20 protein-coding genes are annotated in these 22,542 nt (G+C 75.5%); 10 read left to right on the top strand and 10 right to left on the bottom strand.

Features of this window, described 5'->3' with window-relative positions; genetic code table 11:
- Positions 1 to 4 precede the first annotated feature (4 nt).
- From ACIQVD_RS14915 to ACIQVD_RS14905, 3 genes are all read right to left on the bottom strand, one after another.
- On the bottom strand, positions 5 to 508 hold the full coding sequence (locus tag ACIQVD_RS14915; RefSeq protein WP_402289233.1) for an NUDIX hydrolase: 504 nt from the start codon (positions 506 to 508) through the stop codon (positions 5 to 7).
- Entirely contained in the window at positions 505 to 2,004 is a 1,500-nt protein-coding gene (locus ACIQVD_RS14910; protein ID WP_400689358.1) for an SDR family NAD(P)-dependent oxidoreductase, read from the bottom strand. Before ACIQVD_RS14910 ends, ACIQVD_RS14915 begins: the two co-directional genes overlap by 4 nt.
- A 174-nt stretch (positions 2,005 to 2,178) precedes the next feature.
- The gene (locus ACIQVD_RS14905) at positions 2,179 to 3,144 is read right to left on the bottom strand and encodes an AEC family transporter (RefSeq protein ID WP_402289230.1); all 966 of its coding nucleotides are present in this window, start codon (positions 3,142 to 3,144) and stop codon (positions 2,179 to 2,181) included.
- Between the two features lie 649 nt (positions 3,145 to 3,793).
- Between ACIQVD_RS14905 and ACIQVD_RS14900 the strand changes: the two genes are divergently transcribed.
- Positions 3,794 to 4,624 carry a transglycosylase SLT domain-containing protein gene (locus ACIQVD_RS14900; protein WP_400689352.1) on the top strand — a complete coding sequence of 277 codons (831 nt, stop codon included), beginning with the start codon at positions 3,794 to 3,796 and terminating at the stop codon, positions 4,622 to 4,624.
- Positions 4,625 to 4,749: 125 nt separating this feature from the next.
- Here the strand turns inward: ACIQVD_RS14900 and ACIQVD_RS14895 are convergent, their stop codons facing one another.
- Positions 4,750 to 5,826 (bottom strand): Gfo/Idh/MocA family protein, encoded by a 1,077-nt coding sequence (locus tag ACIQVD_RS14895; RefSeq protein WP_402289226.1) that lies wholly within the window; start codon positions 5,824 to 5,826, stop codon positions 4,750 to 4,752.
- A 131-nt stretch (positions 5,827 to 5,957) separates the two neighbouring features.
- Between ACIQVD_RS14895 and ACIQVD_RS14890 the strand changes: the two genes are divergently transcribed.
- Positions 5,958 to 6,545 (top strand): TetR/AcrR family transcriptional regulator, encoded by a 588-nt coding sequence (locus ACIQVD_RS14890; RefSeq protein ID WP_400689347.1) that lies wholly within the window; start codon positions 5,958 to 5,960, stop codon positions 6,543 to 6,545.
- A 235-nt stretch (positions 6,546 to 6,780) separates the two neighbouring features.
- On the top strand, positions 6,781 to 8,220 hold the full coding sequence (locus ACIQVD_RS14885; protein ID WP_402289222.1) for a GuaB1 family IMP dehydrogenase-related protein: 1,440 nt from the start codon (positions 6,781 to 6,783) through the stop codon (positions 8,218 to 8,220).
- 94 nt (positions 8,221 to 8,314) lie between these two features.
- On the opposite strand, the gene ACIQVD_RS14880 is transcribed toward ACIQVD_RS14885, so the two are convergent.
- The 3 genes from ACIQVD_RS14880 to ACIQVD_RS14870 form a co-directional block, all read right to left on the bottom strand.
- Positions 8,315 to 8,659, bottom strand: coding sequence for a hypothetical protein (locus ACIQVD_RS14880; RefSeq protein WP_402289219.1), 345 nt, complete (start codon positions 8,657 to 8,659; stop codon positions 8,315 to 8,317).
- Positions 8,660 to 8,724: 65 nt separating this feature from the next.
- The gene (locus tag ACIQVD_RS14875; RefSeq protein WP_402289216.1) at positions 8,725 to 10,236 is read right to left on the bottom strand and encodes a hypothetical protein; all 1,512 of its coding nucleotides are present in this window, start codon (positions 10,234 to 10,236) and stop codon (positions 8,725 to 8,727) included.
- A 133-nt stretch (positions 10,237 to 10,369) separates the two neighbouring features.
- Positions 10,370 to 11,038 (bottom strand): DUF5995 family protein, encoded by a 669-nt coding sequence (locus ACIQVD_RS14870; protein WP_402289213.1) that lies wholly within the window; start codon positions 11,036 to 11,038, stop codon positions 10,370 to 10,372.
- 650 nt (positions 11,039 to 11,688) lie between these two features.
- Between ACIQVD_RS14870 and ACIQVD_RS14865 the strand changes: the two genes are divergently transcribed.
- Positions 11,689 to 11,904, top strand: coding sequence for a hypothetical protein (locus ACIQVD_RS14865; protein ID WP_402289210.1), 216 nt, complete (start codon positions 11,689 to 11,691; stop codon positions 11,902 to 11,904).
- A 21-nt stretch (positions 11,905 to 11,925) separates the two neighbouring features.
- Complete coding sequence (gene tyrS, locus ACIQVD_RS14860; protein ID WP_402289207.1) at positions 11,926 to 13,098, top strand: tyrosine--tRNA ligase; 1,173 nt, start codon at positions 11,926 to 11,928, stop codon at positions 13,096 to 13,098.
- A gap of 25 nt (positions 13,099 to 13,123) precedes the next feature.
- Here tyrS and ACIQVD_RS14855 read toward each other — a convergent pair whose 3' ends face one another.
- Entirely contained in the window at positions 13,124 to 14,710 is a 1,587-nt protein-coding gene (locus ACIQVD_RS14855; RefSeq protein WP_402289204.1) for a CehA/McbA family metallohydrolase, read from the bottom strand.
- A gap of 565 nt (positions 14,711 to 15,275) precedes the next feature.
- On the opposite strand from ACIQVD_RS14855, the gene ACIQVD_RS14850 reads away from it, so the two are divergent.
- The 5 genes from ACIQVD_RS14850 to ACIQVD_RS14830 all read left to right on the top strand — a co-directional run bounded on the left by ACIQVD_RS14850 (position 15,276) and on the right by ACIQVD_RS14830 (position 20,387).
- On the top strand, positions 15,276 to 17,045 hold the full coding sequence (locus tag ACIQVD_RS14850) for an ATP-binding protein (protein ID WP_402289201.1): 1,770 nt from the start codon (positions 15,276 to 15,278) through the stop codon (positions 17,043 to 17,045).
- Positions 17,042 to 17,449: a roadblock/LC7 domain-containing protein gene (locus ACIQVD_RS14845; protein WP_030462807.1), complete on the top strand. Its 408-nt coding sequence runs from the start codon at positions 17,042 to 17,044 to the stop codon at positions 17,447 to 17,449. The genes ACIQVD_RS14850 and ACIQVD_RS14845 overlap by 4 nt, the downstream gene beginning before the upstream one ends.
- Positions 17,450 to 17,711: 262 nt before the next feature.
- Entirely contained in the window at positions 17,712 to 18,065 is a 354-nt protein-coding gene (locus ACIQVD_RS14840) for a DUF742 domain-containing protein (protein ID WP_100835214.1), read from the top strand.
- A complete protein-coding gene (locus tag ACIQVD_RS14835; protein ID WP_402289197.1) occupies positions 18,046 to 18,735 on the top strand; it encodes a GTP-binding protein in 690 nt (229 codons plus the stop codon). Before ACIQVD_RS14840 ends, ACIQVD_RS14835 begins: the two co-directional genes overlap by 20 nt.
- A gap of 77 nt (positions 18,736 to 18,812) precedes the next feature.
- A complete protein-coding gene (locus tag ACIQVD_RS14830) occupies positions 18,813 to 20,387 on the top strand; it encodes a cytochrome P450 (protein WP_402289194.1) in 1,575 nt (524 codons plus the stop codon).
- Between the two features lie 27 nt (positions 20,388 to 20,414).
- Here the strand turns inward: ACIQVD_RS14830 and ACIQVD_RS14825 are convergent, their stop codons facing one another.
- A complete protein-coding gene (locus tag ACIQVD_RS14825; protein ID WP_402289191.1) occupies positions 20,415 to 20,636 on the bottom strand; it encodes a hypothetical protein in 222 nt (73 codons plus the stop codon).
- A gap of 698 nt (positions 20,637 to 21,334) precedes the next feature.
- Positions 21,335 to 22,132: a lytic polysaccharide monooxygenase gene (locus tag ACIQVD_RS14820; protein ID WP_100835212.1), complete on the bottom strand. Its 798-nt coding sequence runs from the start codon at positions 22,130 to 22,132 to the stop codon at positions 21,335 to 21,337.
- Between the last annotated feature and the right edge of the window lie 410 nt (positions 22,133 to 22,542).

Below are 22,542 nucleotides of genomic sequence, written 5' to 3'. Positions count from 1 at the left end.
TCCGTCAGGAGTGCGGTGCCGCCGCCGGATAGTGCCAGGTGCCGCCCGGGGCGCGGTGGTCCGGCAGCCAGGCGGCCAGCACCTGCGCGGACGGGTAGAACATCGGCTCGGGGAGCGCGCCCACCGGGAAGCGCTCCCAGCCGGCGCACGCGTGCGGTTCGGTGACCAGGGCCTCGGCCAGGCTCGGCGGGGCCAGGACCGCCGCCGTCACCCGGGTGCGGCCCAGCTCGTGGTCGAGCAGCACCGCCAGCACCCGCATCTCCTCGGCGGGCAGCACGATGCCGGTCTCCTCGGCCAACTCCCGTGCGGCGGCGGCCTCGAAGGACTCCCCGGGGTGGTCCACCTTGCCGCCCGGCAGGCTCCAGGTCGGCGACTCCCCGGCGGTGGTGCGCCGCCCGAGAAGCACTCGCCCGTCCCCGGTCGGCACGATCACGCCCGCGCCGACCAGCGGCGGCAGCGGGTGCGCGGCGGCCGGGGGCCGCGCGTCGAGGGGCCGGACGTCCGTCACCACTTGCCCTTCTGGTAGTCCTTCAGGAAGCAGCCGTAGAGGTCCTCGCCGAGTTCGCCGCGGACGATCGGGTCGTACACCCGGGCCGCGCCGTCCACCAGGTCGAGCGGGGCGTGGAAGCCCTCCTCGTGCAGGCGCATCTTCTCCGGGTGCGGGCGCTCGTCGGTGATCCAGCCGGTGTCCACCGCGGTCATCAGGATGCCGTCGGTCTCGAACATCTCCTGCGCGCTGGTGCGGGTCAGCATGTTCAGCGCGGCCTTCGCCATGTTGGTGTGCGGGTGGCCCGAGCCCTTGTAGCCGCGCTCGAAGACGCCCTCCATCGCCGAGACGTTGACCACGTACTTGCGGCGCGCCGAGGACGCGGCGAGCGCCGGGCGCAGCTGCGAGATCAGGATGAACGGGGCGGTGGAGTTGCACAGTTGCACCTCCAGCAGCTCGATCGGGCCGACCTCGGAGACGGTCTGCACCCAGCTGTTGGTGTCCGCCAGGTCCGGCACCAGGCCGCCCGCGTCGATCGCCGTCCCGGCCGCGATCCGCTCCGGCGAGGCCGAACCCGTCACCAGGGCCAGCGAGGTGACCTGCTCGGCGCTCACCGAGGGCCGCTCGCCGCGGCTCTGCCCCGGCAGCGCCGGCACGTCCACCGCGCCCGAGCCGAACCGGCCGATCACCGTGGACGCGGGCAGCGCCCCGGCCGGCAGCGGCGCCGACTCGGCCGCGACCAGCTCGCGGTACGCCCCGGGGGAGCGGCGCACGGTCTGCGCCGCGTTGTTGATCAGGATGTCCAGCGGGCCGTCCGCGGCGACCTCGTCCGCCAGCGCCATCACCTGCGCCGGGTCGCGCAGGTCGATGCCGACGATCTTCAGGCGGTGGATCCACTCGGCGCTGTCCGGCATCGCGGTGAAGCGGCGGATCGCGTCGTTCGGGAAGCGGGTGGTGATGGTGGTGTGCGCGCCGTCGCGCAGCAGGCACAGCGCGATGTACATGCCGATCTTGGCGCGTCCGCCGGTCAGCAGCGCGCGCTTGCCGGTCAGGTCGGTCCGGGCGTGCCGGCGCGAGCGGTTCAGCGCGGCGCAGGAGCGGCACAGCTGGTGGTAGAACGCGTCCACCTCCACGTACCGCTGCTTGCAGGTGTAGCAGGAGCGCGGGCGCTCCAGGATGCCGGCCAGCTCGGTGGTGGTCTCGGTGCTCAGCCCGAACGCGCCCGCCGTCTCGTCGTCGATCCGCCCCGGCGCGCCCGTCGCGGTCCGCGCCGTCACCGCGCGGTCGTTGGCGGTCTTGCGGGCCCGGGTCTCCTGCCGGCGGCGCTGCTTGAGGGTGCGGAACAGGCCGCCGACCGCCAGCCGGACCCGGATCGCGTCCGGGTGGTCGACGTGGATCTCGTCCAGCTCGGCGAGCACGTTCAGGCACAGCTCCAGGCGTTCGGGGTCGATGCCCTTGCCGTAGTCGGTGTCGTCCTCGACCGGGGCGCTGCCCGGGCCGCTCTGCTGGTTCGTCACTGCCGATGCTTCCTCGTCGCCCCATCCGTACCGCCGAACTCTACGGGAGCGGCCCCCGCCGGAGCGAAGCCTGTGACCTGCCGCACTCCCGGACCGGTGGTCTGCCGCACTCCCGGACGTGTGACCTGCCGCACTTCCCGGTCGCCGGCCCGCCGCGCACCCCGGCGGGTCCGGTCAACCGCCGCCCAGCGACCAGGCGATGACCGACAGCGTCAGCATCGACAGCACCGTCGACGCCAGCACCGCCGAGCGGGCCAGCACCGGAGCCGCCCCGTACAGCCGCGCGTACACGTACACGTTCTGCGCTGTCGGCAGCGCCGACAGCAGCACCGCCGCCCGCAACTGCGGCCCCCGCAGGTGCAGCAGCAGCGCGCCCACCGCCAGCGCGGCCAGCGGCTGCCCGACCGTCTTCACCAGCACCGCGAGACCCAGCTCACCCCGGTCCGGGCGCTGCGCCGCCGCGCCCGGCGGGGTGCGCAGCGACAGTCCGAGGGTGACCAGCGCGGTCGGGACGGCCGCCGCGCCCAGCAGGTCCGCCGAGTGCGCCAGCGGCCCCGGCAGCCGCCAGCCCGCCGCCGAGAACAGCGCGCCCAGGCCCGCGCCGAGGATCACCGGGTTGCGCAGCGGCAGCAGCGCCAGGCGCCGCAGCCGCGCGGCGGGGCGGGAGGCGGGGGAAGAGGGAGAAGGGGAGGCGGTGGTCGCGTCCAGCACGGTCAGCATCAGCGGGGTGACCAGCAGCACCTGGAACAGCAGCACCGGTGCCGCGTACGAGGCGTCGCCGAGGACCTGCGCGGCGACCGGGATGCCGAGGTTGCCCGAGTTCACGTAGCCCGCCGCCATCACCGCCACCGTCCGCTCGGCCGGGGTCCGGCGCAGCCGCCGCAGCCGCCGTCCGACGGGCAGGCCCAGCAGGGAGGCGATCAGCGTCCCGGCGGCGAACGCCAGTACCCAGCGGTCGGCGAAGGAGGCCAGGTCGGTGCGGGCCACCACGGTGAAGAGCGCGGCCGGCATCGAGACGTGGAACACGAACCGCCCGAGCACCGCCTCCGCGTCCGCCCCCAGCAGCCCCGTCCGCCCGGCCAGCCACCCGGCCGCCGTCAGCACCCAGATCGGCGCGAACGCCGAGACCAACGCCTCCACCCTGACCTCCCGCCGCAGTCAACCAGGCCCGCCCGGGCCCGGGGCCGGTGGGGGGAGGGGATGGGGCCGGGGGAAGGGGGGGCGAGGGGAGGGCGGAGGCGTGAGCCGGGTCACGGCGTGGGCGGTTCCGGTGGTCGGGCGGATGCGGTGGGTGGCCGGGGGGAGAGCGGCGTCACAGGGCGGGGCGGTGGCCGGGGTCACACGGGGGGCGGGGGCGCGGAGCGGGGGCGGAGGGGGTGGAGCCCTTGGCGGGACTGGGCTCGGGCCCAAATTCCCGGTGTCGGGGGGAGGTTGGGCGGTGCTGTGACCTTCTTCATAGGCGGGGTGGAATACGGGGGGTCGGTGAGAGTGAACTCCCTTGGTAGATAAGGGAATTCGAGTTGTGGAGGAGTTGTGTAGGTCCCATTTGGGGGTGTTTGCCGCCTGGTTGGGGCTCCGGCAGTCTCGTGGTTGTGCCCCGAGCCGATCCGAGTGCTCACGGGGCTTCATGACGCAGCGGACCGCGAGACCAGCGCGGCGCGGCGTCCCCGGTGAGCAGGAGCCGCCGGGCCGGCCGTCCCGGGCCGAAGGAACCCGCACCGAGCGGGGACCACGCATGTCCGCCCGGGCCCGGCATGACCTGGAACCGACTCTCGGAGGTACCCGAAACATGCGACGCATCAAGCACAACCTCGGCCGATTGCCCCAGGTGCGGATGGGCCACCACCGCATGCCCGACGCCGTCCTCGGCATCGGACTGGCCGGCGCCATCGCCGTGGGCACGCTGCTGCCCGTCACCCAGGCGTTCGCCGGACCCGCGTCCCACCGCACCGACGCCGCCGCGGTCACCGCCGCGGACACCCAGGACGCGAACCGCGACGGCGGCCAGGCCGCCTCCCGCAGCGAGGCGCGCGAGCCGGTCCAGCAGGACCAGCCGGCCGCCGACCAGCAGGCCGCGGACCAGGCCAAGCAGGCCGCCGACCAGCAGGCGGCCGAGCAGGCCGCCCAGCAGCAGGCCGCGGACCAGGCCAAGCAGGCCGCGGACCAGCAGGCGGCCGAGCAGGCCGCCCAGCAGCAGGCCGCCGAGCAGGCCAAGCAGGCCGCGGACCAGCAGGCCGCCGAGCAGGCCGCCGCCGCCGCGAAGAAGACCTACCCGAACAACCTGGACGGCTGGATCCAGGAGGCCCGCGACGTCCTGGCCGCCAACGGCCAGCACGTCCCGTCCGCGAAGGCGATGCGCGCCGCCGCGATCGCCGAGTCCTCCGGCAACCCGAACGCCCAGAACAACTGGGACTCGAACGCCAAGAAGGGCACCCCGTCGATCGGCCTGACCCAGGTGATCATGCCGACCTTCAAGGTGTACGCGCTGCCCGGCCACACGGACATCCGCAACCCCGTCGACAACCTGATCGCCAGCTCCCGCTACTGCGACGCCCGCTACGGCAACATGGACAACATGGCCGCCGCCCGCGGCTACGGCGCCAACTGGCGCGGCTACTAGGAACCGCCCACCAGCGCGGAACCGCCTCTCGGCCCCCTCGGTGCACCGCACCGCAGGGGGCCGCGGCACGCCCGCGGGGAGCGGGCGGGCCGGGGGGAGGGGGACCGGGACCGGCGGCGTCGCGCTCAGCGCACCTGCTGCGGGGCGCCGGTCGCCGCCGAGCGCTCGATCGCGGCGAGGAGACGGTGGTGGGCCGCCGCGGTGTGGAAGTCCGGGCTGGGGGTGCGGCCCCGGGCGATCGCCTCGGCGACCTCCTGGTAGACGGCCGCGACGTTGGCGACCGGACCGGCGGCGGGGTCGAAGGGGACGGTCCGGTAGCGGGCGGGGACCGGTGCCGGTTCGCCGTCGACCCGGATGTCCCAGTCCGTCCAGTGCATGTACGTGCCGGGGCGGGGCGGGACGGCGGTCAGCGTGCCGTCGGAGCCGACCAGCTTGATCAGGAACCCGTCCGGGCTGCCGCTGCCGCCGTGCACGGTGACGGACGCGGCGGCACCGTTCTCCAGCGTGCCGAGGAGCAGCACCTGGGAGGGCACCCCGTTGCGGACCGTCCGCCCGGTGCCGGTGACCTCGACGCGGTCGCGGGACCGGGGCAGCCTCGCGGAGACCTCGACCAGCGGGCCCGCGACCCGGTGCAGGGTGGCCAGGAAGTGGCCGGCCATGACGGTCAGCAGCGAGGTGCCCGCGGCGGGATCGGTGGACCACTCCAGTTCCGGCGCGATCCGGGGCCCGCCCAGCGGATCGCCCGCGGCGACCAGGACGGCGGACTCCAGGCGGCCGATCGTCCCGGCGGCCAGCAGGTCGGCCACGTACCGGGCGTCCGGCGACCGGTGCCCCTGCAGGTTCACGGCGTGGACGACGCCCGCCGCGTCGGCCGCCCGGGCGAGTTCCTCCGCCTCCGGGGCGTCCACGCCCAGCGGCCACTCGGAGAGCACGTGCTTGCCCGCCGCCAGCGCGGCCCGGACCGCCGCCGCGTGCCCGGACGCCTTGACCGACACCACGACCAGGTCCACCTCGGGACGGGCGGCGAGCGCCTCGGCGCCGACGAGGGCCAGCGGGACGCCGTGGGCGGCCGCCACCCGGTCGGCACCGGCCTGCCCGGTCGTCGCGACCGCGGTCACCTCGAAGTCCGCGAGCCCGGCGAGTGCGGGCAGGTGCGAGGCGGCGGCCCAGCCGCTCGCTCCGACGATTCCGACCCTGATCACGCGTCCTCCCCGACGGCCTGTCCTGCCCGGTTTCTAACCGATCGGTTAGAAACTAGGCGAGCGGGCGCGCGGATTCAAGGGGGGTCGAGGGAGTACCGTGCCGGGAGGCCGGAAACCGGAGGAGGTACGGCATGCCAGGCGGTCGCCCGCGCGCCTTCGACCCGCGGACCGCGCTCGACCGGGCGCTCGAACTCTTCTGGCGGCAGGGCTACGAGGGGACGTCCCTGTCGGACCTGACCGCGGCGATGGGCATCAACCGCAACAGCCTCTACGCGACGTTCGGCAACAAGGAGGAGCTGTTCCGCAAGGCGCTCGACCGCTACTTCACCGGCCCCGGCGCCTTTGCCGCCGAGGCGCTGGAGGAACCCACCGCGCGAGCCGTCGTCGAGCGGATGCTGCTCGGGGCCGTCGAGCTGACCGGCGGGACGCACGCGCCGCCCGGGTGCCTGAGCGTCAACAGCGTGCACGCCTGCGGCCCGGACTCCCGGGCGGTCCGCGAGGAGGTGATCGCCCGGCGGATGGCCGGTGAAGCCGCCCTGCGCCGGCGCTTCGAGCGGGCCCCCGACCTGCCGGCCGGCTGCGACCCCGGCGTCCTGGCCCGGCTGGTCCACACCGTCACCGACGGCATCGCCGTCCAGGCGGCGAGCGGTCACACCCGCGAGCAGGTGCGGCAGGTGGCCGACCTGGCGCTGCGCACGCTGTTCCCGTCGGCGGACTGAGCCGGACCGGGGCGGCCGGGGGTGGCCGCGCGGGGGCCGGTGGCGGGGGCCGATGGCGGGGGTTTGGAGGTTCGTACGAGGCGGTTCCGGGATCGGGGGCGTCCGGTTGTGGTGATCTTCAGGATTCGGGCGTGGGCTGGCTCGGGGCGGGGGAATCAACGAGAATCGAACGTTGGGTGTGCGCGGCTCGGCCGCGTGGCGCCGTAACGTTTCTCCCCAGCCAGAGAGCCCCTTCATGCGCTTCCTGAACGACCTCAAGCCCGCGTACGACCTCACGTACGACGACGTCTTCATGGTCCCCAGCCGTTCCGCGGTGGGCTCCCGGCAGGGTGTCGATCTGTCCTCGAACGACGGGACGGGAACCACCATCCCGCTGGTGGTGGCGAACATGACCGCGATCGCCGGGCGGCGGATGGCGGAGACGGTGGCCCGGCGCGGCGGGCTGGTGGCGATCCCGCAGGACATCCCGATCGAGGTGGTGTCCGAGGTGATCGGCTGGGTCAAGCAGCGGCACCTGGTGCACGACACCGCGCTGACGCTGAGCCCCGGCGACACCGTCGCGGACGCGCTCTCGCTGCTGCCCAAGCGCGCGCACGGCGCGCTGGTGGTGGTCGAGGGCGGCAAGCCCGTCGGCGTGGTGACGGAGAGCGACTGCCAGGGGGTGGACCGCTTCACCAGCCTCTCCGAGGTGATGTCGCGCGACCTGCTGCTGCTGGACCGGGACATCGACCCGCGCACGGCGTTCGACCGGCTGAACGAGGCGCACCGCAAGCTCGCCCCGGTGGTCGCCGGGGACGGCACCCTGGTCGGCCTCCTGACCCGGAAGAACGCGCTGCGCGCCACCCTCTACACCCCCGCGGTGGACGGCGCGGGCCGCCTGCGGATCGCCGCCACCGTCGGCATCAACGGCGACGTGGCCGGCCGGGCCAAGGCGCTGCTGGAGGCCGGGGCGGACGTGCTGGTGGTCGACACCGCGCACGGCCACCAGGAGTCGATGATCAGCGCGCTGCGCGCGGTGCGCGGGCTGGACCCGCAGGTGCCGGTCGTCGCGGGCAACGTGGTCTCGGCGGACGGCGTGCGGGACCTGGTCGAGGCGGGCGCGGACATCCTCAAGGTCGGCGTCGGCCCCGGCGCGATGTGCACCACCCGGATGATGACCGGCGTCGGCCGGCCGCAGTTCTCCGCCGTGCTGGAGTGCGCCGCCGAGGCGCGCCGGCTGGGCAAGCACGTCTGGGCGGACGGCGGCGTGCGCCACCCGCGCGACGTGGCGATGGCGCTGGCCGCGGGCGCGTCCAACGTGATGGTCGGCTCCTGGTTCGCGGGCACCCTGGAGTCGCCGGGCGACCTCCAGGCCACCGCGGACGGCCGCCAGTACAAGGAGAGCTTCGGCATGGCCTCGGCCCGCGCCGTGCGCAACCGCACCTCCGAGGAGTCGGCGTACGACCGGGCCCGCAAGGCCCTCTTCGAGGAGGGCATCTCCACCTCGCGGATGTTCATCGACCCGGCCCGCCCGGGCGTCGAGGACCTGATCGACTCGATCGTCGCGGGCGTCCGCTCCTCCTGCACCTACGCGGGCGCGGCGAGCCTGGAGGAGTTCCACGAGAAGGCGATCGTCGGCATCCAGAGCGCGGCCGGCTACGCCGAGGGCAAGCCGCTGCACTCCAGCTGGGCCTGAGCGGTCGGTAGTCGGTAGCCGGCGGGGGCCGGGAGAGGGGCCGGGCACTCCGGGGGAGTGCCCGGCCCCTCCGCGCGCCGCCCCCGGCCCGGAGTCAGAAGGCGTAGCCGCCGTGCTCGTCCCACGGGACGTCGAGGTCGTCCAGGTGCACGTGCCACCGCGCCCCGGGCAGGGCGCGGCGCAGGGCGGTCACCGCAGCCAGCACGTGGGTGATCACCGGCAGCGCCCGGTCCGGGTCGAGCGGCAGCTTGGTGGAGCCCGCCACGATCCGCCCCGGCTCGCCGCCGCCGTCCTCGGGCAGGTCGTACAGGTACAGGCTCTCCTCGTCCCGGTACGGGAAGGACGCCAGGTGGGCGGCGGCGACGCGGGCGACCGCGGACGCCTCGGCCGCGGTCAGCGGCAGCGCGCGGGCTGCGGAGTAGTAGAGGGAGACGCTCATGGCCGGAGCGTACGGGCGCGGTACGACAGCGCCGCCGGGCTCGCGCCGCCTTCTCCGGGAGCCGGTCAGCGGTCGCGGTGCGCCGTCCGGGAGCGTGCCGCGAGGCCGTGCGGCGGTTCCCGGCGGACGGTGACGGTGCTGACCGCCGTCCCGTCGGACGAGTGGACGTGGATCCAGCCCCGGGCGAAGTCCCACAGGTCGTCGTGCGCGCCGCGCTCGGTGGGCGCCCCGAGCGGCAGGTCCGCGCGGGCGGGCTCGCCCGGCATCCCGTCGACGAAGGCCGCGAAGCGCTCGCTCCGGTGGCCGCGGCCACCGATCTCGACCTCGGCGACGGCGCCGCGGCGGAGCGTCAGGCGCACCCCGGGGAGGCCGCGCACGTGGGCGACGAGCGGGTGCGCCTCCGGTCGGCCCAGGACGTCGAGGAACAGCGTGAACTCGCCGGAGCGCCACCGGTGGACGCCGGGCGGGGCGCTGGTCCCGCGCAGGACCGCCGTCACCGCGTCCGCGGTACCGGCCACGTACTCGACGTACTCGACGTACTCGACCAGGAGGTCGCGGGTGCCGTAGCGGTACAGGTCGGTGCCCCCGCCGGTCGCCGACGGCAGGCCGAGCGCGCGGTGGAAGTCCGCGCGGGTGGGCGGCCGGGCCGTCCCGGGGAGCAGGTCGGGCGCGTGCCGGTAGGCCGGGCCGGAGGCGTCCGCGCGGAGCCGGACCCGGGCGCTCAGGACCCGGCCCTCCTCGACCTGCACCTCGACGCCGCCGTCGAACGCGAGCAGCCGCCGGGGAGAGCCGGAGGACGCCGCCCACCGCCGGCCCGTCCCGCCCGCGAGCCGCGCCACCTCCCGGAAGGCCGCGCCCGCCTCGGGCTCCCCGAGCGCGGCGAGGAAGGCGCGGACCGGGCCCTCCGGCAGCGGCCGCGGGGCCGGGCGCTCCAGGGCGATCTCGACCAGGCCGCCGTCGGCGTACCCGAGCCGCACCCGGTCGCCCTCGACGGCGTACACGTCGCCGCCCTCCTCCACCGGATCGCCCAGGACCGCCCGGGCCCGGGCGCGGTCGCTGCCCGGGGGCAGCCCGCCGATCAGCGCGGCCGGGCGGGGGTGGGCGCCGTCGCCGACCAGCCGGAACACCCGGTCGGCGGTGCCGTTCGGGCCGGCGGCGAGGCTCCGGGAGACCTCGGCCCGGGCGCTGTCCGCGGGTTCGTCCAACGCGTCGACGTGCCACCAGAGTTCGCCCTCGAACCGGGGCGGCAGCATGCGGGCCCGGCACGGGGACCACCGCTCCGGGTACCAGGACCCGCCGCCCGGGTGGAACAGCAGCAGGTCGTCGTGCTCGCCCCGCCAGCACTCGCCCTCGAACGGCCCCAGCCCCTCACCGGCGAGCGCCGCGGCGTACTGCTCGTCCGTCAGCGCGAACAGGGCGTCGGCGGAGCCGTGGCCGACCTGCTGGTCGACGCCGACCCAGGCCCGGCCCGTCGACACCTCGACGCCGAGGCTCGGCCTGCGGGCGACCTGCACGAAGTGCCGCGGGTCGGGGCCACGGCGCTTCGACCCCTGTTCGTCCTTCGTGCGCTTCGCCATGGCTGTTCCGTCCCGTGCTCGTGCTCGTGTCCGTGCCCGCCCTCGTCCGCAGGCCGTCCCGGCGTCCGATCCGGCGCCCGTCCCGCCGGTGGACCCATCATCGGGCACCGGTCCGTCAGGCCCCGGAGCGCGGTCAGTTCGGGCTGAGCGGGGTGAGCAGGGCGCGGCCGACCATGCCGACGGAGCCGGAGAGGGCGTCGGCGACCAGGGCGCGGGCGGGCGGCAGGCGGCGCAGCTCCCACAGGGCGAGGACGGAGGCCCAGGCGGCGTCGCGGGCGCGGTCGATGCTCCAGACCGACAGCACGTGCAGCAGCGCGCCGCCGGCCGGCACGGGCAGCAGGGAGGCGCGGACCTCGGCCTCGACCCGGGCGAGCAGGGCGTTGATCCGCAGGTAGTCGGCGTGCAGCCGGTCGGGGGTGCGGTCGGTGAGGCGGCAGGTGTCGAGGACGGCGAGCGGGAGGTCGTTCTCGATGTGGGCGTTCATGCCCGCCAGGGCGAACTGGAGCGGGTGGACGCCCGGGGCGGCGCGCAGCTCGAACAGCGGGCGCCAGCAGGCGGCGGGGCGGCGTCCGGCGCGGTCGTCGTCGACGGCGGCGAGGTAGCGGGCGGCGAAGACGGCGTCGAGTTCGGCCATGGCGGCCGGGTCGTCGAAGTACCCGGCGGCGAGGTGGTCGCGGACCAGCCGGGTGACGGTCAGGTACATCGCGTTGAACACGGCGACCCCGTCGCGGGACGGGAGTTCGGCGGCCAGGTCCGTCATCCGGTCGACCACCTGGTCCACCGTCAGTACCGGTGCGGTCATGCGCACGCTCCCATCGGGATGATCGGACAAGGGGATGGTGGGCTGATACTCCGTCACCTTCGCAGCCGGGGGCGCCGCTGCCAAGGCGCACACGTGGTGCGGGCGGGTGGAAAACCGCGGCGCGCGGGACGGGGGGAACCGGGCGCGCGGGACGCGGAAAAACCGGGTGCGCGGGGCGGGGGAGATGCGGCAGCATGGGCGGCGACGGCGGTGCCGGGCGCGGTTCGCGCTCCCGCCGTTCCCTGTCCCCGGAGGTTCGCGTGGTGAAGCGATATTAGTGGCGGCTCGCACCGCCCTCCGGCCTGCCCTCCTCACCCCGGGCGGCCGGGACTCCCGGCCTTCGGACGATCCCGTTGACGCGCTGACGTACTGACGCGCCGACGCGTTGACGCGCCCGCCCCGCCGTGCCTGCTGCGCCTCCGACCGGGCGCGGCCGGGCGTCGGCACCTGCCGCGAGCCGTGGGCGGTCGCCCCTTCGCGGGCCGGCCGGCAGCGCTGTCGACCGGCCTCCTCCGAACCCCCCGCCTCCGTCGTCCCGTGCCGCCCGGCCGTGCCCACCGCGTCCACCGCGTCCACCGCGCCGCTGTGTCCGCTGTGCCCGCGTGCCTGCCGTGCCGCCGTACGCCGACGCACCCCCCGAGAGGATGGCCATGACCGCCACCGCGTTCGACCGCACCACCGCACGGATCCGTGCACTGATCGAGGACGAGGGGGAGTGGCGGGAGGGCCCGGAGCTGGGCCGGCTGCTCGGGCTGCTGGCCGGGCGCCGGTGCGCCGACCTGTCGGGGCTCGGCCCGCGGCGGCAGGCCGAGCTGCTCGGGGCGCGCGCCGCGCAGGTGCTGCCCGGCGTCCGGTCGCTGGCCTAACTGCTGGGCGAGGGAAGGCCGTTGACGGTGAAGTTCGGCATCGACCCGACCGGCGCGGAGGTGCACCTCGGGCACGCCGTGCCGATGATCCTGGCCAGCCGGTTGCAGCGGATGGGCCACCGGGTGGTGTTCCTGGTCGGCGACGTCACCGCCCGGATCGGCGACCCGTCCGGCCGCAGCGCCGAGCGCCCGCCGCTCACCGAGGAGGACGTCCGGCGGAACGTGGCCACCTACCGGCAGCAGGTCGGCCCGTTCTTCGACTTCTCCCGCGCCGAGTTCCGCTTCAACAGCGAGTGGCTGGCGCCGATGACACTGCCGAGCTTCCTGGCGGTACTGGCCCGGCTGCCCGCCTCCGCCGCGCTCCAGCGCGAGGACTTCCGCACCCGGCTCGCCGAGGGCAGCGGGCTCACCCTCGCCGAACTCGTCTACTCCGTGGTGATGGCGACGGACTCGGTGGAGCTGGCCGCCGACGTCGAGCTCGGCGGCCTCGACCAGCTGCTCAACCTGCAGATGTGCCGCCGGGTGATGGCGGCGGCCGGGCAGCGGCCCGAGGTGGTGCTGGCCACCGGGCTGATCGAGGGCACCGACGGCACCGGCGCCAAGATGAGCAAGTCGAAGAACAACTACGTCGCCCTGGGCTTCCCCGCCGAGGAGATGTTCGGCCGCCTGATGGCCTGCGCGGACCGGCTGCTGCCCGGGTACCTCCGGGCACTCACCGAACTCCTCGACGAGGAGGTCGAGCTGCTGCTCGCCCAGGTCGGCGACGGCCGCCGGCACCCGGTGGCGGCGAAGACCCTGCTGGCCGCCGCCGTCACCGCCACCGTGCACGGGGAGGACGCCGCGATCGCCGCCCGGGACGCGTTCCGGGCGCGGTACGCGGTGCGCCGCTACTCCCGGGCGGGGCCGCTGCCCGCCGTCGACCCGGCCGTGCACGGCGCGGCCACCCTCGGCGACCTGCTGGTCAAGGTCAGCGGCGAACTGCCCAGCCTCAACCAGGTCCGCCGGGTCGCCGCGGCGGGCGGCCTCAGGCTGGTCGTCGAACACACCGACGGCGCGCAGCACACCGTCCCGCTCACCCGCACCGACGCGGACGAGCGCCTGCTCGTCGTCCTCGGCACCCACGACCTCGCCCGCCCGACCGCCACCCGCCGGGTGTTCCTGCGCTGCGGGCGGAAGGTGCTGGAACTGACCTGAGCGGGGGCGCGAGGAGCGGAGCGGGTCAGGGGGTGGTGGCGAGGAGGATCGGGTTGGTGAGGGCCGCCATCGGGCCCCAGGGGAGGGCGGGGCCCATGGTGGTGCCCTGGCCCGGGGTGCCGTCCGGCCTGGGGTGGCGGACCTCGGCGCGGACGTAGCCGGCGAGGGAGGCGGTGGTGCGCCAGGTGAGGGTGGTGGGGCCGGTGGGGGAGAGGGGCTCCTGGTGGAGCTGGCCCTCGTCGGTGAGCAGGCGGGCGGTCCCGCCGGGGACGCCGGAGACGGTGAGGCGGACGTCGACGGGGGCGTCGGCGGGGACGGTCAGGCGTTCGCCGATGCCGGCCTGGCGGCCGTGGCCGGTGGCGGTGAACTCCAGCTGCACGGCGGCGGATTCGGCGATCCAGCTGCGTCCGGCGCGCAGGCCGTCGAGGACCGCGGCGCGGCTCAGGTCCTCGGCGAGGACGACGTTGTGCGGGCTGCCGATCGGCTGCGGCTCGCTGTGGGCGTCGCTGTTGCCCAGCGCGGGCAGCCAGCCCCGGCCCTCGCGCAGGGCGGCGGCCAGGCCGGCGTCCCAGGTGTCGACGGCGGATTCGTCGTCGTACGTCCAGGGGCCGTTCCAGACCTCGACGGCGTCGGCGTCCCGGTAGCCGAACTTCCACTGGCAGGCCACGTACGGGCAGTAGGGGTGCGCGGGGACGACCAGGCCGCCGTCGCGGCGGACCTGGCGGGCGAAGCGGGGGAACAGGTCGTCGCGGGAGCGGTAGCGCCAGTCGACGAAGCGGCCGGGCTCCAGGCCGAGGGCCAGCCAGTGGCCGTTGCGGGTGGTGACCTCCTCGCCGGTGACGATCAGCAGGTCGTCCCCGGCCAGCGGGCCCCAGACGCCGTGCGCGGAGCTGGTGTTGTGGTCGGTGGAGACGATGAAGTCCAGCCCGGCGGCCCGGGCGCCGGCCGCGACCTCCTCGGGCCGGCGGCGCCCGTCCGAGTGCACGGTGTGCAGGTGGCAGTCGCCCCGGTACCAGGCCCGGCCGCGGCCGCGGGCCCGTTCGGCCGGGTAGTGCGGGGTGAAGGCCGGGCCCGGGCGGCCGAACCGGAAGGTGACCTCGACCGTGTAGGCCAGGCCCTGCGGGGCGACCTGGTACGGGCCGAGCACCACGTGCCAGGTGCCCGGGTCGATCGGTCCGGGCAGGTAGCCGGGGGTGGCGGCGGTCGCGGAGATGCTGAACGAGTCGCGGAAGCCGCCGGACCAGCCGCGGAAGCCCCGGCCGCCCGGGTCGGTGCCGCGCTGGTCGAAGAGGCCGATGTCGCAGGAGTTGCCCGGGGTGCCGGCCGGGACGGCGGGCCGGTCGTAGCGGTACGACACCGCGATCTCCCGCACCCCGGGCGGGACGTCCACCGGGAGGTGGACGAAGTCGGGCGCGCCGGTGGGGAGTCGGCCGGTCAGCGTGACGGTCCGGTCGGCGGGGGCGGGACCGGGGCCGGAGGCGGAGGGACCGGTGGTGGGGGCGGCGGAGGCGGTGGCCGGGGCGGCCAGGCCGACGGCGGTCGCGGCACCGGTGGCGAGGCCGGTGCGCAGCAGGGCGCGGCGGCCGGGCCGGGCGGACGGGTCGGTGGGCATCGGGGCCTCCGGTCGTGGGCGCGGACGGGTCGTCCGGGGTCCCTACCCGGCGGGGTGAACCGGCGGTGATCCGGGGGCGAGCCGGGGCCCACCGGACTGCGGAGGAGCCGTGAACGGGGTGCGCGGCGGCGTCCGGGCCGGGCCGGGGCGGGCCCTCGAACCCCTGTCGCGGGGGCGGGCGGGAGTTCGAGGACCGGCCCTAGCAGTTTCGACCGGCCGTGGTCGAAGGTTTGCCGGGACTGCCGCTCGTCCGGGTGAATCCGGCGGGTGGGGCTACTCCGGGGCCGCATGGTGCGACAAGCCTATGAGTCGGGCGCGGGACGGTCCGGACCGCCCGGGCGGGCCCCGGGAACAGCCTCTAGCAGGGGCAACTCTCCTGGGGGAAAAGAGCCCTGACGGACCGTCAGGTCCTCCGTGCACCGGCTATGCTGCTTCGCGCCCGGGCCCCGCCGCACCGCCCGGCCCCGCCCACCCCCCTGTCCCCTCCGAGCGTATGAGGATGCTGATGCTTCGAGCCGGATCGTCACCAGACGGATCGTCTTCAGGAGGACGGCTGCCCGCGGCCGTGCTCGTCTGTCTGCTGCCCGCGGCGGTGATCGGCGCGGCCGTCGGCCTCGCCGCCGCGGCGAACCCGGGCGCGGCGACCTCGGGGATCATCTGGTGCGGCCTGGTGGGCGCCGCGGCCGTGGCGGTGGCGGGGTACGAAGCGGTGCGCCGGGGCCGCGCACTGGAGCTGGCCCGCGAGGAGGCCGCCCGGCAGGACGCCGAGCAGCGGCACCGCCTGGCCCGGCAGCAGGCCGGCATGCTCGAACTCGCCAGGAACGAACTCCCGCAGGCCGTCGCCCGGATGCAGGGCGGCGAGTTCATCACCGACGTGCTCCGCTCCTACGAGCAGCAGCACGTCACCAACGCCGGCGACGAGTTCCACGACTTCCGCTACGCCGTGCTGCGCGCCGTCCTGGACGCCGTCGACAACGAGGAGGCGATGCGCGAGTCCGCGCAGCGCGCCTTCGTCAACATCGCCCGCCGGGTCCAGGCCATCGTCCACCGCCAGGCCATCGACCTGCGCAAGATGGAGGACCGGCACGGCGACGACCCCGCGGTCTTCGACGACCTGCTGCTGCTCGACCACGGCAACGCCCTGATCGGCCGCCTCGCCGACTCCATCGCCGTGCTCGGCGGTGCCCGCCCCGGCCGCCAGTGGAACAACCCCGTCCCGCTGTACAGCGTGCTGCGCGGCGGTATCTCCCGCATCCTCGACTTCCGCCGGGTCGAACTCCACCCGGTCTCCGAGGTCGCCGTGGTCGGCCCCGCCGTCGAACCGCTGATCCACGCGCTCGCCGAACTCCTCGACAACGCCACCCGCTACTCGCCGCCGCAGACCAACGTCCACCTCACCGCCGTCGAGGTGCAGACCGGCATCGCCATCGAGATCGAGGACGGCGGCCTCAGCCTCGGCGAGGAGGGCCGCGCCCGGGCCGAACGGATGCTCGCCGAGGCCGAGTCCGGCATCGACCTCAACGGCCTCGGCGAGGCCCCCCGGCTCGGCCTCGCCGTGGTCGGCCGACTCGCCCGCGCCTACGGCTTCCAGGTCTCGCTGCGCCCCTCCGCGTACGGCGGCGTGCGCGCCGTGCTGATCGTCCCCGAGGCGTACATCACCACCGCGCCCGCGCCCAGCCGCGCCCACGGCATCGGCCGGATCGCCACCACCACCCCGCTGGCCTTCCCCTCCCCCCAGGGGCCGGGCGGCCAGTACGACGGCGAGCCCTACCCGCCGGTGCCCGGCGCCGAGTTTGCGGACACCGCGCCCCGCCCGCACCCCGCCGCCGCCACGCACACCCCCGCCGGGGGCTTCGCCGCCACCGGGGCCTTCCCGGCCTCCGCACCGGGGACGTTCCCGGCCCCCTCCGGCGGCACGTTCCCGCGCGCCGTGCCCGCGGCGGCGTCCGGACCGGCGTCCGCGACGGGGTCCGGGCCGACGTCCGGACCGGCGTCCAAGCCGTACGAGGACGACGTGCCCCAGGTGTTCGAGCGCACCGCGAACGGGCTGCCCCAGCGCCGCCGGCACGCCGCACCGTCCCGCTTCGGTGCTTCCCGCCCCGCGCAGCAGGCCCCGGCCCGGACGCCGGCCCCTGCCCCGACCCAGGCCCCGGCGCCCGCGGTGCGGGCCGCGACCGCGCCGCAGACACCCGTACCCGCACCCGCCCCCGAGCCGGTCCAACCCGGCCTGTGGCTGGCCGCCTTCACCGACGGCGTCAACGGCACCGCGCCGGCCGCCGGGCCGGGCGGCGGCAGCCACGCCAGTGACGAATCAGCAGGGAAAGGCGACAAGTGATTCAGCAACGGACCAACATGGACTGGATGCTCAAGGACCTCGCGGAGACCGTCCCGTGCATCCGGCACGTCATCGTGCTGTCCGCGGACGGCCTGCGGCTGGCCCAGCACGGCACCGACCCCGACACCGCGGACCGGCTGGCCGCCGCCTGCGCCGGACTCCAGAGCCTGGCCAACGCGGTCGGCCACGAGTTCCCGCACGGCGACGGGCGGATGCGGCTGGTGGTGATCGAGGTCGGCGGCGGCTTCTTCTACCTGATGGCGGCCGGCTCCCGGGCCTACCTGGCGGTCCTCGCGGACGAGGGCGTGGACGCGGGCCTGGTCGGCCAGCGGATGCGCGACCTGGTCGCCCGGATCGGCGAGCACCTGACCACACCCGTCCGCGGCAGCGAGCAGATCGCGTGAGTCGCGCCGCCGACCCGACCGGCCGACGGGTCGGGCCAGGGGCCGGGCGCCCCGTCGGGCCACGGGCCGGACGGCGGGCGCTCCGTCGGGCCGGGTCACGGCCGGGCCGGGCGGGCGCACCGCCCGCCGGGTCCGACGCGGCAGCGGCGGCGACGGCGGCGGCAGTCGCAGCCGCCGGGACGGCCGGAACCACCGGGACGGCCGGAACCACCGGAACACCGCCGACGCGCCGACCGGCCGTCGGCCACACCGAGGTGCGGGGATGAGCAACCAGGACTGGGCGGACGCCAACCCGGAGCGGCTCTACGTGATCAGCGGGGGGCGCGACCGCAAGTCCGCCACCGCCGGGTTCGACCTGGTCACGCTGGTCGTCGCCCGCGCCCGGCCCGAGCCCACCATGCAGCCCGAGCACGCCGCGATCCTGCGGATCTGCGGCTCCCCGCTCTCGGTCGCCGAGATCTCCGCCTACCTGCGGCTGCCGAACAGCCTGGTCACCGTCCTGCTGGCGGACCTGCTCGCCGAGCGCCGGATCGAGGTCCGCGCCCCCGTCCCCCCGGCCGCCCTTCCCGACCTTTCCCTGCTGGAGGCAGTGATCCATGGACTTCAACGGCTCTGAGCCGCGCGGGCCGCGCGAGGCCGAGCTGCTCCCGGCGACCGTGGCCACCGCCGTCAAGGTCGTCATCGTCGGCGGCTTCGGGGTCGGCAAGACCACCCTGGTCGGCGCGGTCAGCGAGATCCGCCCGCTGACCACCGAGGAGACCATGACCGAGGCGGGCGTCGGCATCGACGACCTGGCCGGGGTGGAGCGCAAGGACTCCACCACCGTGGCGATGGACTTCGGCCGGATCACCATCAGCGACGAACTGGTGCTGTACGTCTTCGGCACGCCCGGCCAGGAGCGCTTCTGGTTCCTCTGGAACGGCCTGTTCGAGGGCGCGCTGGGCGCGGTCGTGCTGGTCGACACCCGCCGGCTGGAGGTCTCCTTCGACGTCCTGGGCCGGCTGGAGGACCGCGGGGTGCCGTTCGTGGTCGCGCTCAACGGCTTCCCGGAGTCGCCCCGTTACCCCGTCGACGAACTGCGCGCCGCGCTCGACCTGCCGCACCACGTGCCGATCGTCCACTGCGACGCCCGCTCCCGGGAGTCCAGCCGGGACGTGCTGATGGCCCTGATGCGCTACCTGTACGACCTCGCCGCCCAGCCGGGCGGGTCCGGCGGGTCCGCTGCGTCCGGTGCGTCCGGCGGGTCCGTCCCGGCCGCGACGCCCTCGGCCCAGCCGGTCGGCTGACGTCCCGCCGTCCCGCCCGCCGCCCCACCGGCCGCCCGCGGCCCGTCAACTCCTCCTCCTCTCCCCGGAGTCATCCCGTGACGTACGAAGAGCACGCGTACCAGGGCGCGCCCGTCCCGCCGCCCGGCTGTCCCGCCCACCGCGCCGCCGGGGGGCCGCCGGGCGGTGGACTGCTGCGGCTGTTCGGCCCCGAGGCCGAGGCCGACCCGGCCGGTTTCTACGAGAAGCTGCGCGCCGAGCACGGCGAGGTCGCACCCGTCCTGCTGCACGGCGACCTGCCGGCCTGGCTGGTGCTGGGCTACTCGGCGAACCTGACCGCGATGCGCACCCCGTCCCGGTTCTCCCGGGACTCCCGGCGCTGGACCGAGTTCCGGGAGGGCCGGGTCGCCCCCGACTCCCCGGTGCTGCCGGTGATCGCCTGGCAGCCGACCTGCTCCTTCGTCGACGGCGAGGAGCACCGCCGGCTGCGGGTCGCCGTCACCGACGGCCTGAACCGCTTCGACCGGCGCGGCATGCGGCGCTACGTCACCCGGTTCTCCGACCAGCTGATCGCCGAGTTCGGCGACAGCGGCCGGGTCGACCTGGTCTCCCAGTTCGCCGAGCACCTGCCGATGCTGGTGATGACCCAGCTCCTCGGCATGCCCGAGGAGTACGGCCCGCGGCTGGTCGAGGCCGCCCGCGACCTGGTCAAGGGCACCGAGACGTCCGTCGCCAGCAACGAGTACGTGGTCGAGTCGCTGCGCCGCACCGTGGAGCGCAAGCGCGACGAGCCCGGCCAGGACCTGATCACCTGGCTGATCGAGCACCCGTCCGGGCTGAGCGAGGACGAGGTGCTGGAGCACCTGCGCTCGGTGCTGCTGGCCGCCAACGAGACCACCATCAACCTGATCTCCGAGACGCTGAAGATGGTCCTCACCGACAGCCGCTTCCGCGCCCACCTGTCGGGCGGCCAGATGACCCTGCCGGACGCGCTCGACCAAGTGCTCTGGGACTCACCGCCGTTCATGCTGGTGCCCGGCCGCTGGGCGACCGGTGACACCGAACTCGGCGGGCAGGCCATCAAGGCCGGCGACATGCTGCTGCTCGGCGTCGCGGCGGGCAACGCCGACCCGGCGGTCCGGCCCGACCTGGACACCCCGCTGTTCGGCAACCGCTCGCACCTGGCGTTCGGCAGCGGTCCGCACGAGTGCCCCGGGCAGGAGATCGGGCGGGCGATCGCCGAGTCCGGCATCGACATCCTGCTCACCCGGCTGCCCGACCTCCAACTCTCGGTGGAAGAGGACCAGTTGGTCTGGCGGGGCAACTGGATGTCCCGGCACCTGACCGAGCTGCCGGCCCGCTTCACCCCGCGCGCCGCGCTCCAGCCGCAGGCGGCGGCACCGGCCGCCGGGGCCGTCCCCTCGAACCCGTCGTACCCGTCGACCTCGCGGTATCCGGAGACCGCGCCGACCGCGCCGTCCGCGCCGTACCCGTCGAGTTCGGCGACGGCGTTCGGGCCGTCCGTGCCCGGCCCGCGGACGCCCGCCACCACCCCGGCGCGGACGGCGCCCGTCCCGGTGGCCGTCGCGCCGCCGCTGCCGCCCGCACCGCCGGTGGTGCCCCCGCAGCGGCGCGGCTGGTGGGGTGCGCTGCTGGCCCGGCTGCGGGGCTGACGGGGGCGGCCGGTCCCCGCCCCGGCCCTACCGGGAGGGGCGGGCCGGGGCCGGGTCCGGGATCTGGGCCGGGCCCGGGATCTGGGCCGGGGCGGTGGTCCGGGCTGCCGCCGTTCCGGCCGGGGCCCGGGCGAAGGCGCGGACGAACGGGTGCGGGCCCTCGTGCTCCGGGGCCAGCTCCGGCTGGAACAGGGTGGCCAGGTGGGACGGGTGGCCGGGCAGTTCGGCGATCCGGACCTCGCCGTCCACGTCGTGCCCGGTGGAGCGCGTGTCGTGCGCGCGCAGCGCGTCCAGGCAGCCGGGGGCGGGCGTGTAGCCACAGTGGTAGCGGGCGGTGGCCGGCCGGCTCCGCGCCGAGCAGCCGGGCCGCCGCCGAACCGGGGGAGAGCCGGATGCCGCCCTCCTGCCGGTACAGCGACCAGGACAGCGGGACGATCACCAACTCCGCTGCCCCCGGCTCCTGTTCGGCGTGGGCCGCGCCGCCGACGCCGCACGCGTGCCGTCAGGGCGGCAGCCGGGCGGGCCGGGAGCCGGGGGCGTGAGGCGCGGCGCGTCGGGCCGGAGGCTGAGCCGGGCGGTGGGTGTGCTGCGGCGGGAAGCCGGGGGCGCGAGGACCGCGGAGGGCGTGGCGACGATTCGGGGGATGGCGGTCGCGGCCGGGGCGGACGGTCGGCCGGGGTGCCTGGTGGGAGGGCCGACGGCCGGTGGGCGTGTTGCTGCGCGGGTCGAGGTGGGAAGGCGGGGCGTCGGCGATCCGGGGCGGACGGTCGGGCGGACGGGGATGCCCGGTGCACGTCGCGGGCAGCAGCCGGGGCGGGGGGCTCGGGAGCGCGTGGGCCCCCGACCCGGGTGCGGGTCGGGGGCCTGGTGCCGGGCCGGGTCGGGCGGCCCTCCCCCACAGGGGGCCGTCGGTCGGTCAGCGGTGTCGCGGGGTGCCGGGTGGCTCGTCAGCAGGCGCCGAGGTCGTCCCAGACGCCCCACTGGCCGGTGGTGCCGGGCTGCTCGCCCTGGGTCCACCACTTGGCGCGCCAGTTGTGGCCGCCGTAGGAGACGGTCTGGCCGGCGCTGTACGCCGCGGTCGCGTTCCAGGCGGCGGTCGTGCAGCTGCCGGTGCCGCCGGTGGTCCCGCCCGTGGTGCCGCCGGTGGTGCCGCCCGTCGTCCCGCCGGTGGTCCCGCCGGTCGTGCCGCCCGTGGTGCCCCCGGTGGTGCCGCCCGTCGTCCCGCCCGTGCCGCCGATGTTGACGTCGATGCAGGAGTAGAACGCGTTCGCGGTGTCCGAGATGTTCCACACCGCGAGGACCTTCTGGCGGCCGGTGTAGCTGCCGAAGTTCACGGTCTGGCTGAGGTCGGCCGGCGGCTGGGCGTTGTTGCCGGGGAACGTGGCGATCAGCTTGTTGCCGATGTAGTACTGCCAGTTCGCGGTGGAGTGCCGGGCGGTGAAGTGCCAGGTGAAGGTCTGGACGGAGGACACGTTGGTGACCTTCCAGCCCAGGTTGTCGTTGTCCAGCTCGGCGTACTCGGAGTGACCGCCGGAACAGGTGAACAGACCCTTCGGGCCCTCGACGCTCTGCGGCTCGTACTTGATCTGGCCGCAGCTGACCACGTTGTTGGCGCACTGGTCCTGGCGGCTCGCCGGGTTGGTGATCCAGCCGTGGGCGCTGGCGGTGCCCGCGCTCATGGTCATGCCGAGCAGGGGGGCGACCAGCGCGCCGACGACGGCGGTCACCTTTCTCTTGGTCTGCATGGGGGGTGCCTTCCTGAGGTGGGGGGTTCAGGTCCGTCCTGGACCGTCCAGGTACGTCGGTCCCCGTCGTGGCGCGGTGGGGCGGACACGAACGGGGTTCCTCCGTACGACCGTTGCGACAGGCCGGAGACGGTCATAGGTCTAGACCGACTGCTGGGGGAGACGATAGCGGCGTACCGGGCGCGGTCAAGTGGTTGAACGAAAGGTTTGTTTCCAGTAGGCGCGGTCCGTCGAATAACTGATCGGACGTCACCGGGGTTGGCCGAAAAGACCCGTGGCGCCGACCGCTTCGGCGAACCGTCCGGATCGTGGACGCAGTGACCGCGATGTGGACGTTTTCGACCCCCGACCGGCCGGAACGTGGTAGCTTCCGGCGCATGTCGCAGCGCGTATTCCTCACCACCCGGGGT

Source organism: Kitasatospora sp. NPDC090308 (genome assembly GCF_044769485.1).
GTDB lineage: Bacteria > Actinomycetota > Actinomycetes > Streptomycetales > Streptomycetaceae > Kitasatospora > Kitasatospora fiedleri.
Note: the sequence above shows the minus strand (reverse complement) of the source record. Positions and strands in the feature narration are given on the sequence as shown.

Coding starts and splice junctions, on each gene's coding strand:
- ACIQVD_RS14900 (WP_400689352.1), top strand. CDS start 3,794: ATGCGACGCATCAAGCACAACCTCGGCCGATTGCCCCAGGTGCGGATG.
- ACIQVD_RS14865 (WP_402289210.1), top strand. CDS start 11,689: ATGACCGCCACCGCGTTCGACCGCACCACCGCACGGATCCGTGCACTG.
- ACIQVD_RS14870 (WP_402289213.1), bottom strand. CDS start 11,038: ATGACCGCACCGGTACTGACGGTGGACCAGGTGGTCGACCGGATGACG.
- ACIQVD_RS14820 (WP_100835212.1), bottom strand. CDS start 22,132: ATGCAGACCAAGAGAAAGGTGACCGCCGTCGTCGGCGCGCTGGTCGCC.
- ACIQVD_RS14890 (WP_400689347.1), top strand. CDS start 5,958: ATGCCAGGCGGTCGCCCGCGCGCCTTCGACCCGCGGACCGCGCTCGAC.
- ACIQVD_RS14840 (WP_100835214.1), top strand. CDS start 17,712: ATGAGCAACCAGGACTGGGCGGACGCCAACCCGGAGCGGCTCTACGTG.
- ACIQVD_RS14855 (WP_402289204.1), bottom strand. CDS start 14,710: ATGCCCACCGACCCGTCCGCCCGGCCCGGCCGCCGCGCCCTGCTGCGC.
- ACIQVD_RS14880 (WP_402289219.1), bottom strand. CDS start 8,659: ATGAGCGTCTCCCTCTACTACTCCGCAGCCCGCGCGCTGCCGCTGACC.
- ACIQVD_RS14875 (WP_402289216.1), bottom strand. CDS start 10,236: ATGGCGAAGCGCACGAAGGACGAACAGGGGTCGAAGCGCCGTGGCCCC.
- ACIQVD_RS14885 (WP_402289222.1), top strand. CDS start 6,781: ATGCGCTTCCTGAACGACCTCAAGCCCGCGTACGACCTCACGTACGAC.
- ACIQVD_RS14835 (WP_402289197.1), top strand. CDS start 18,046: ATGGACTTCAACGGCTCTGAGCCGCGCGGGCCGCGCGAGGCCGAGCTG.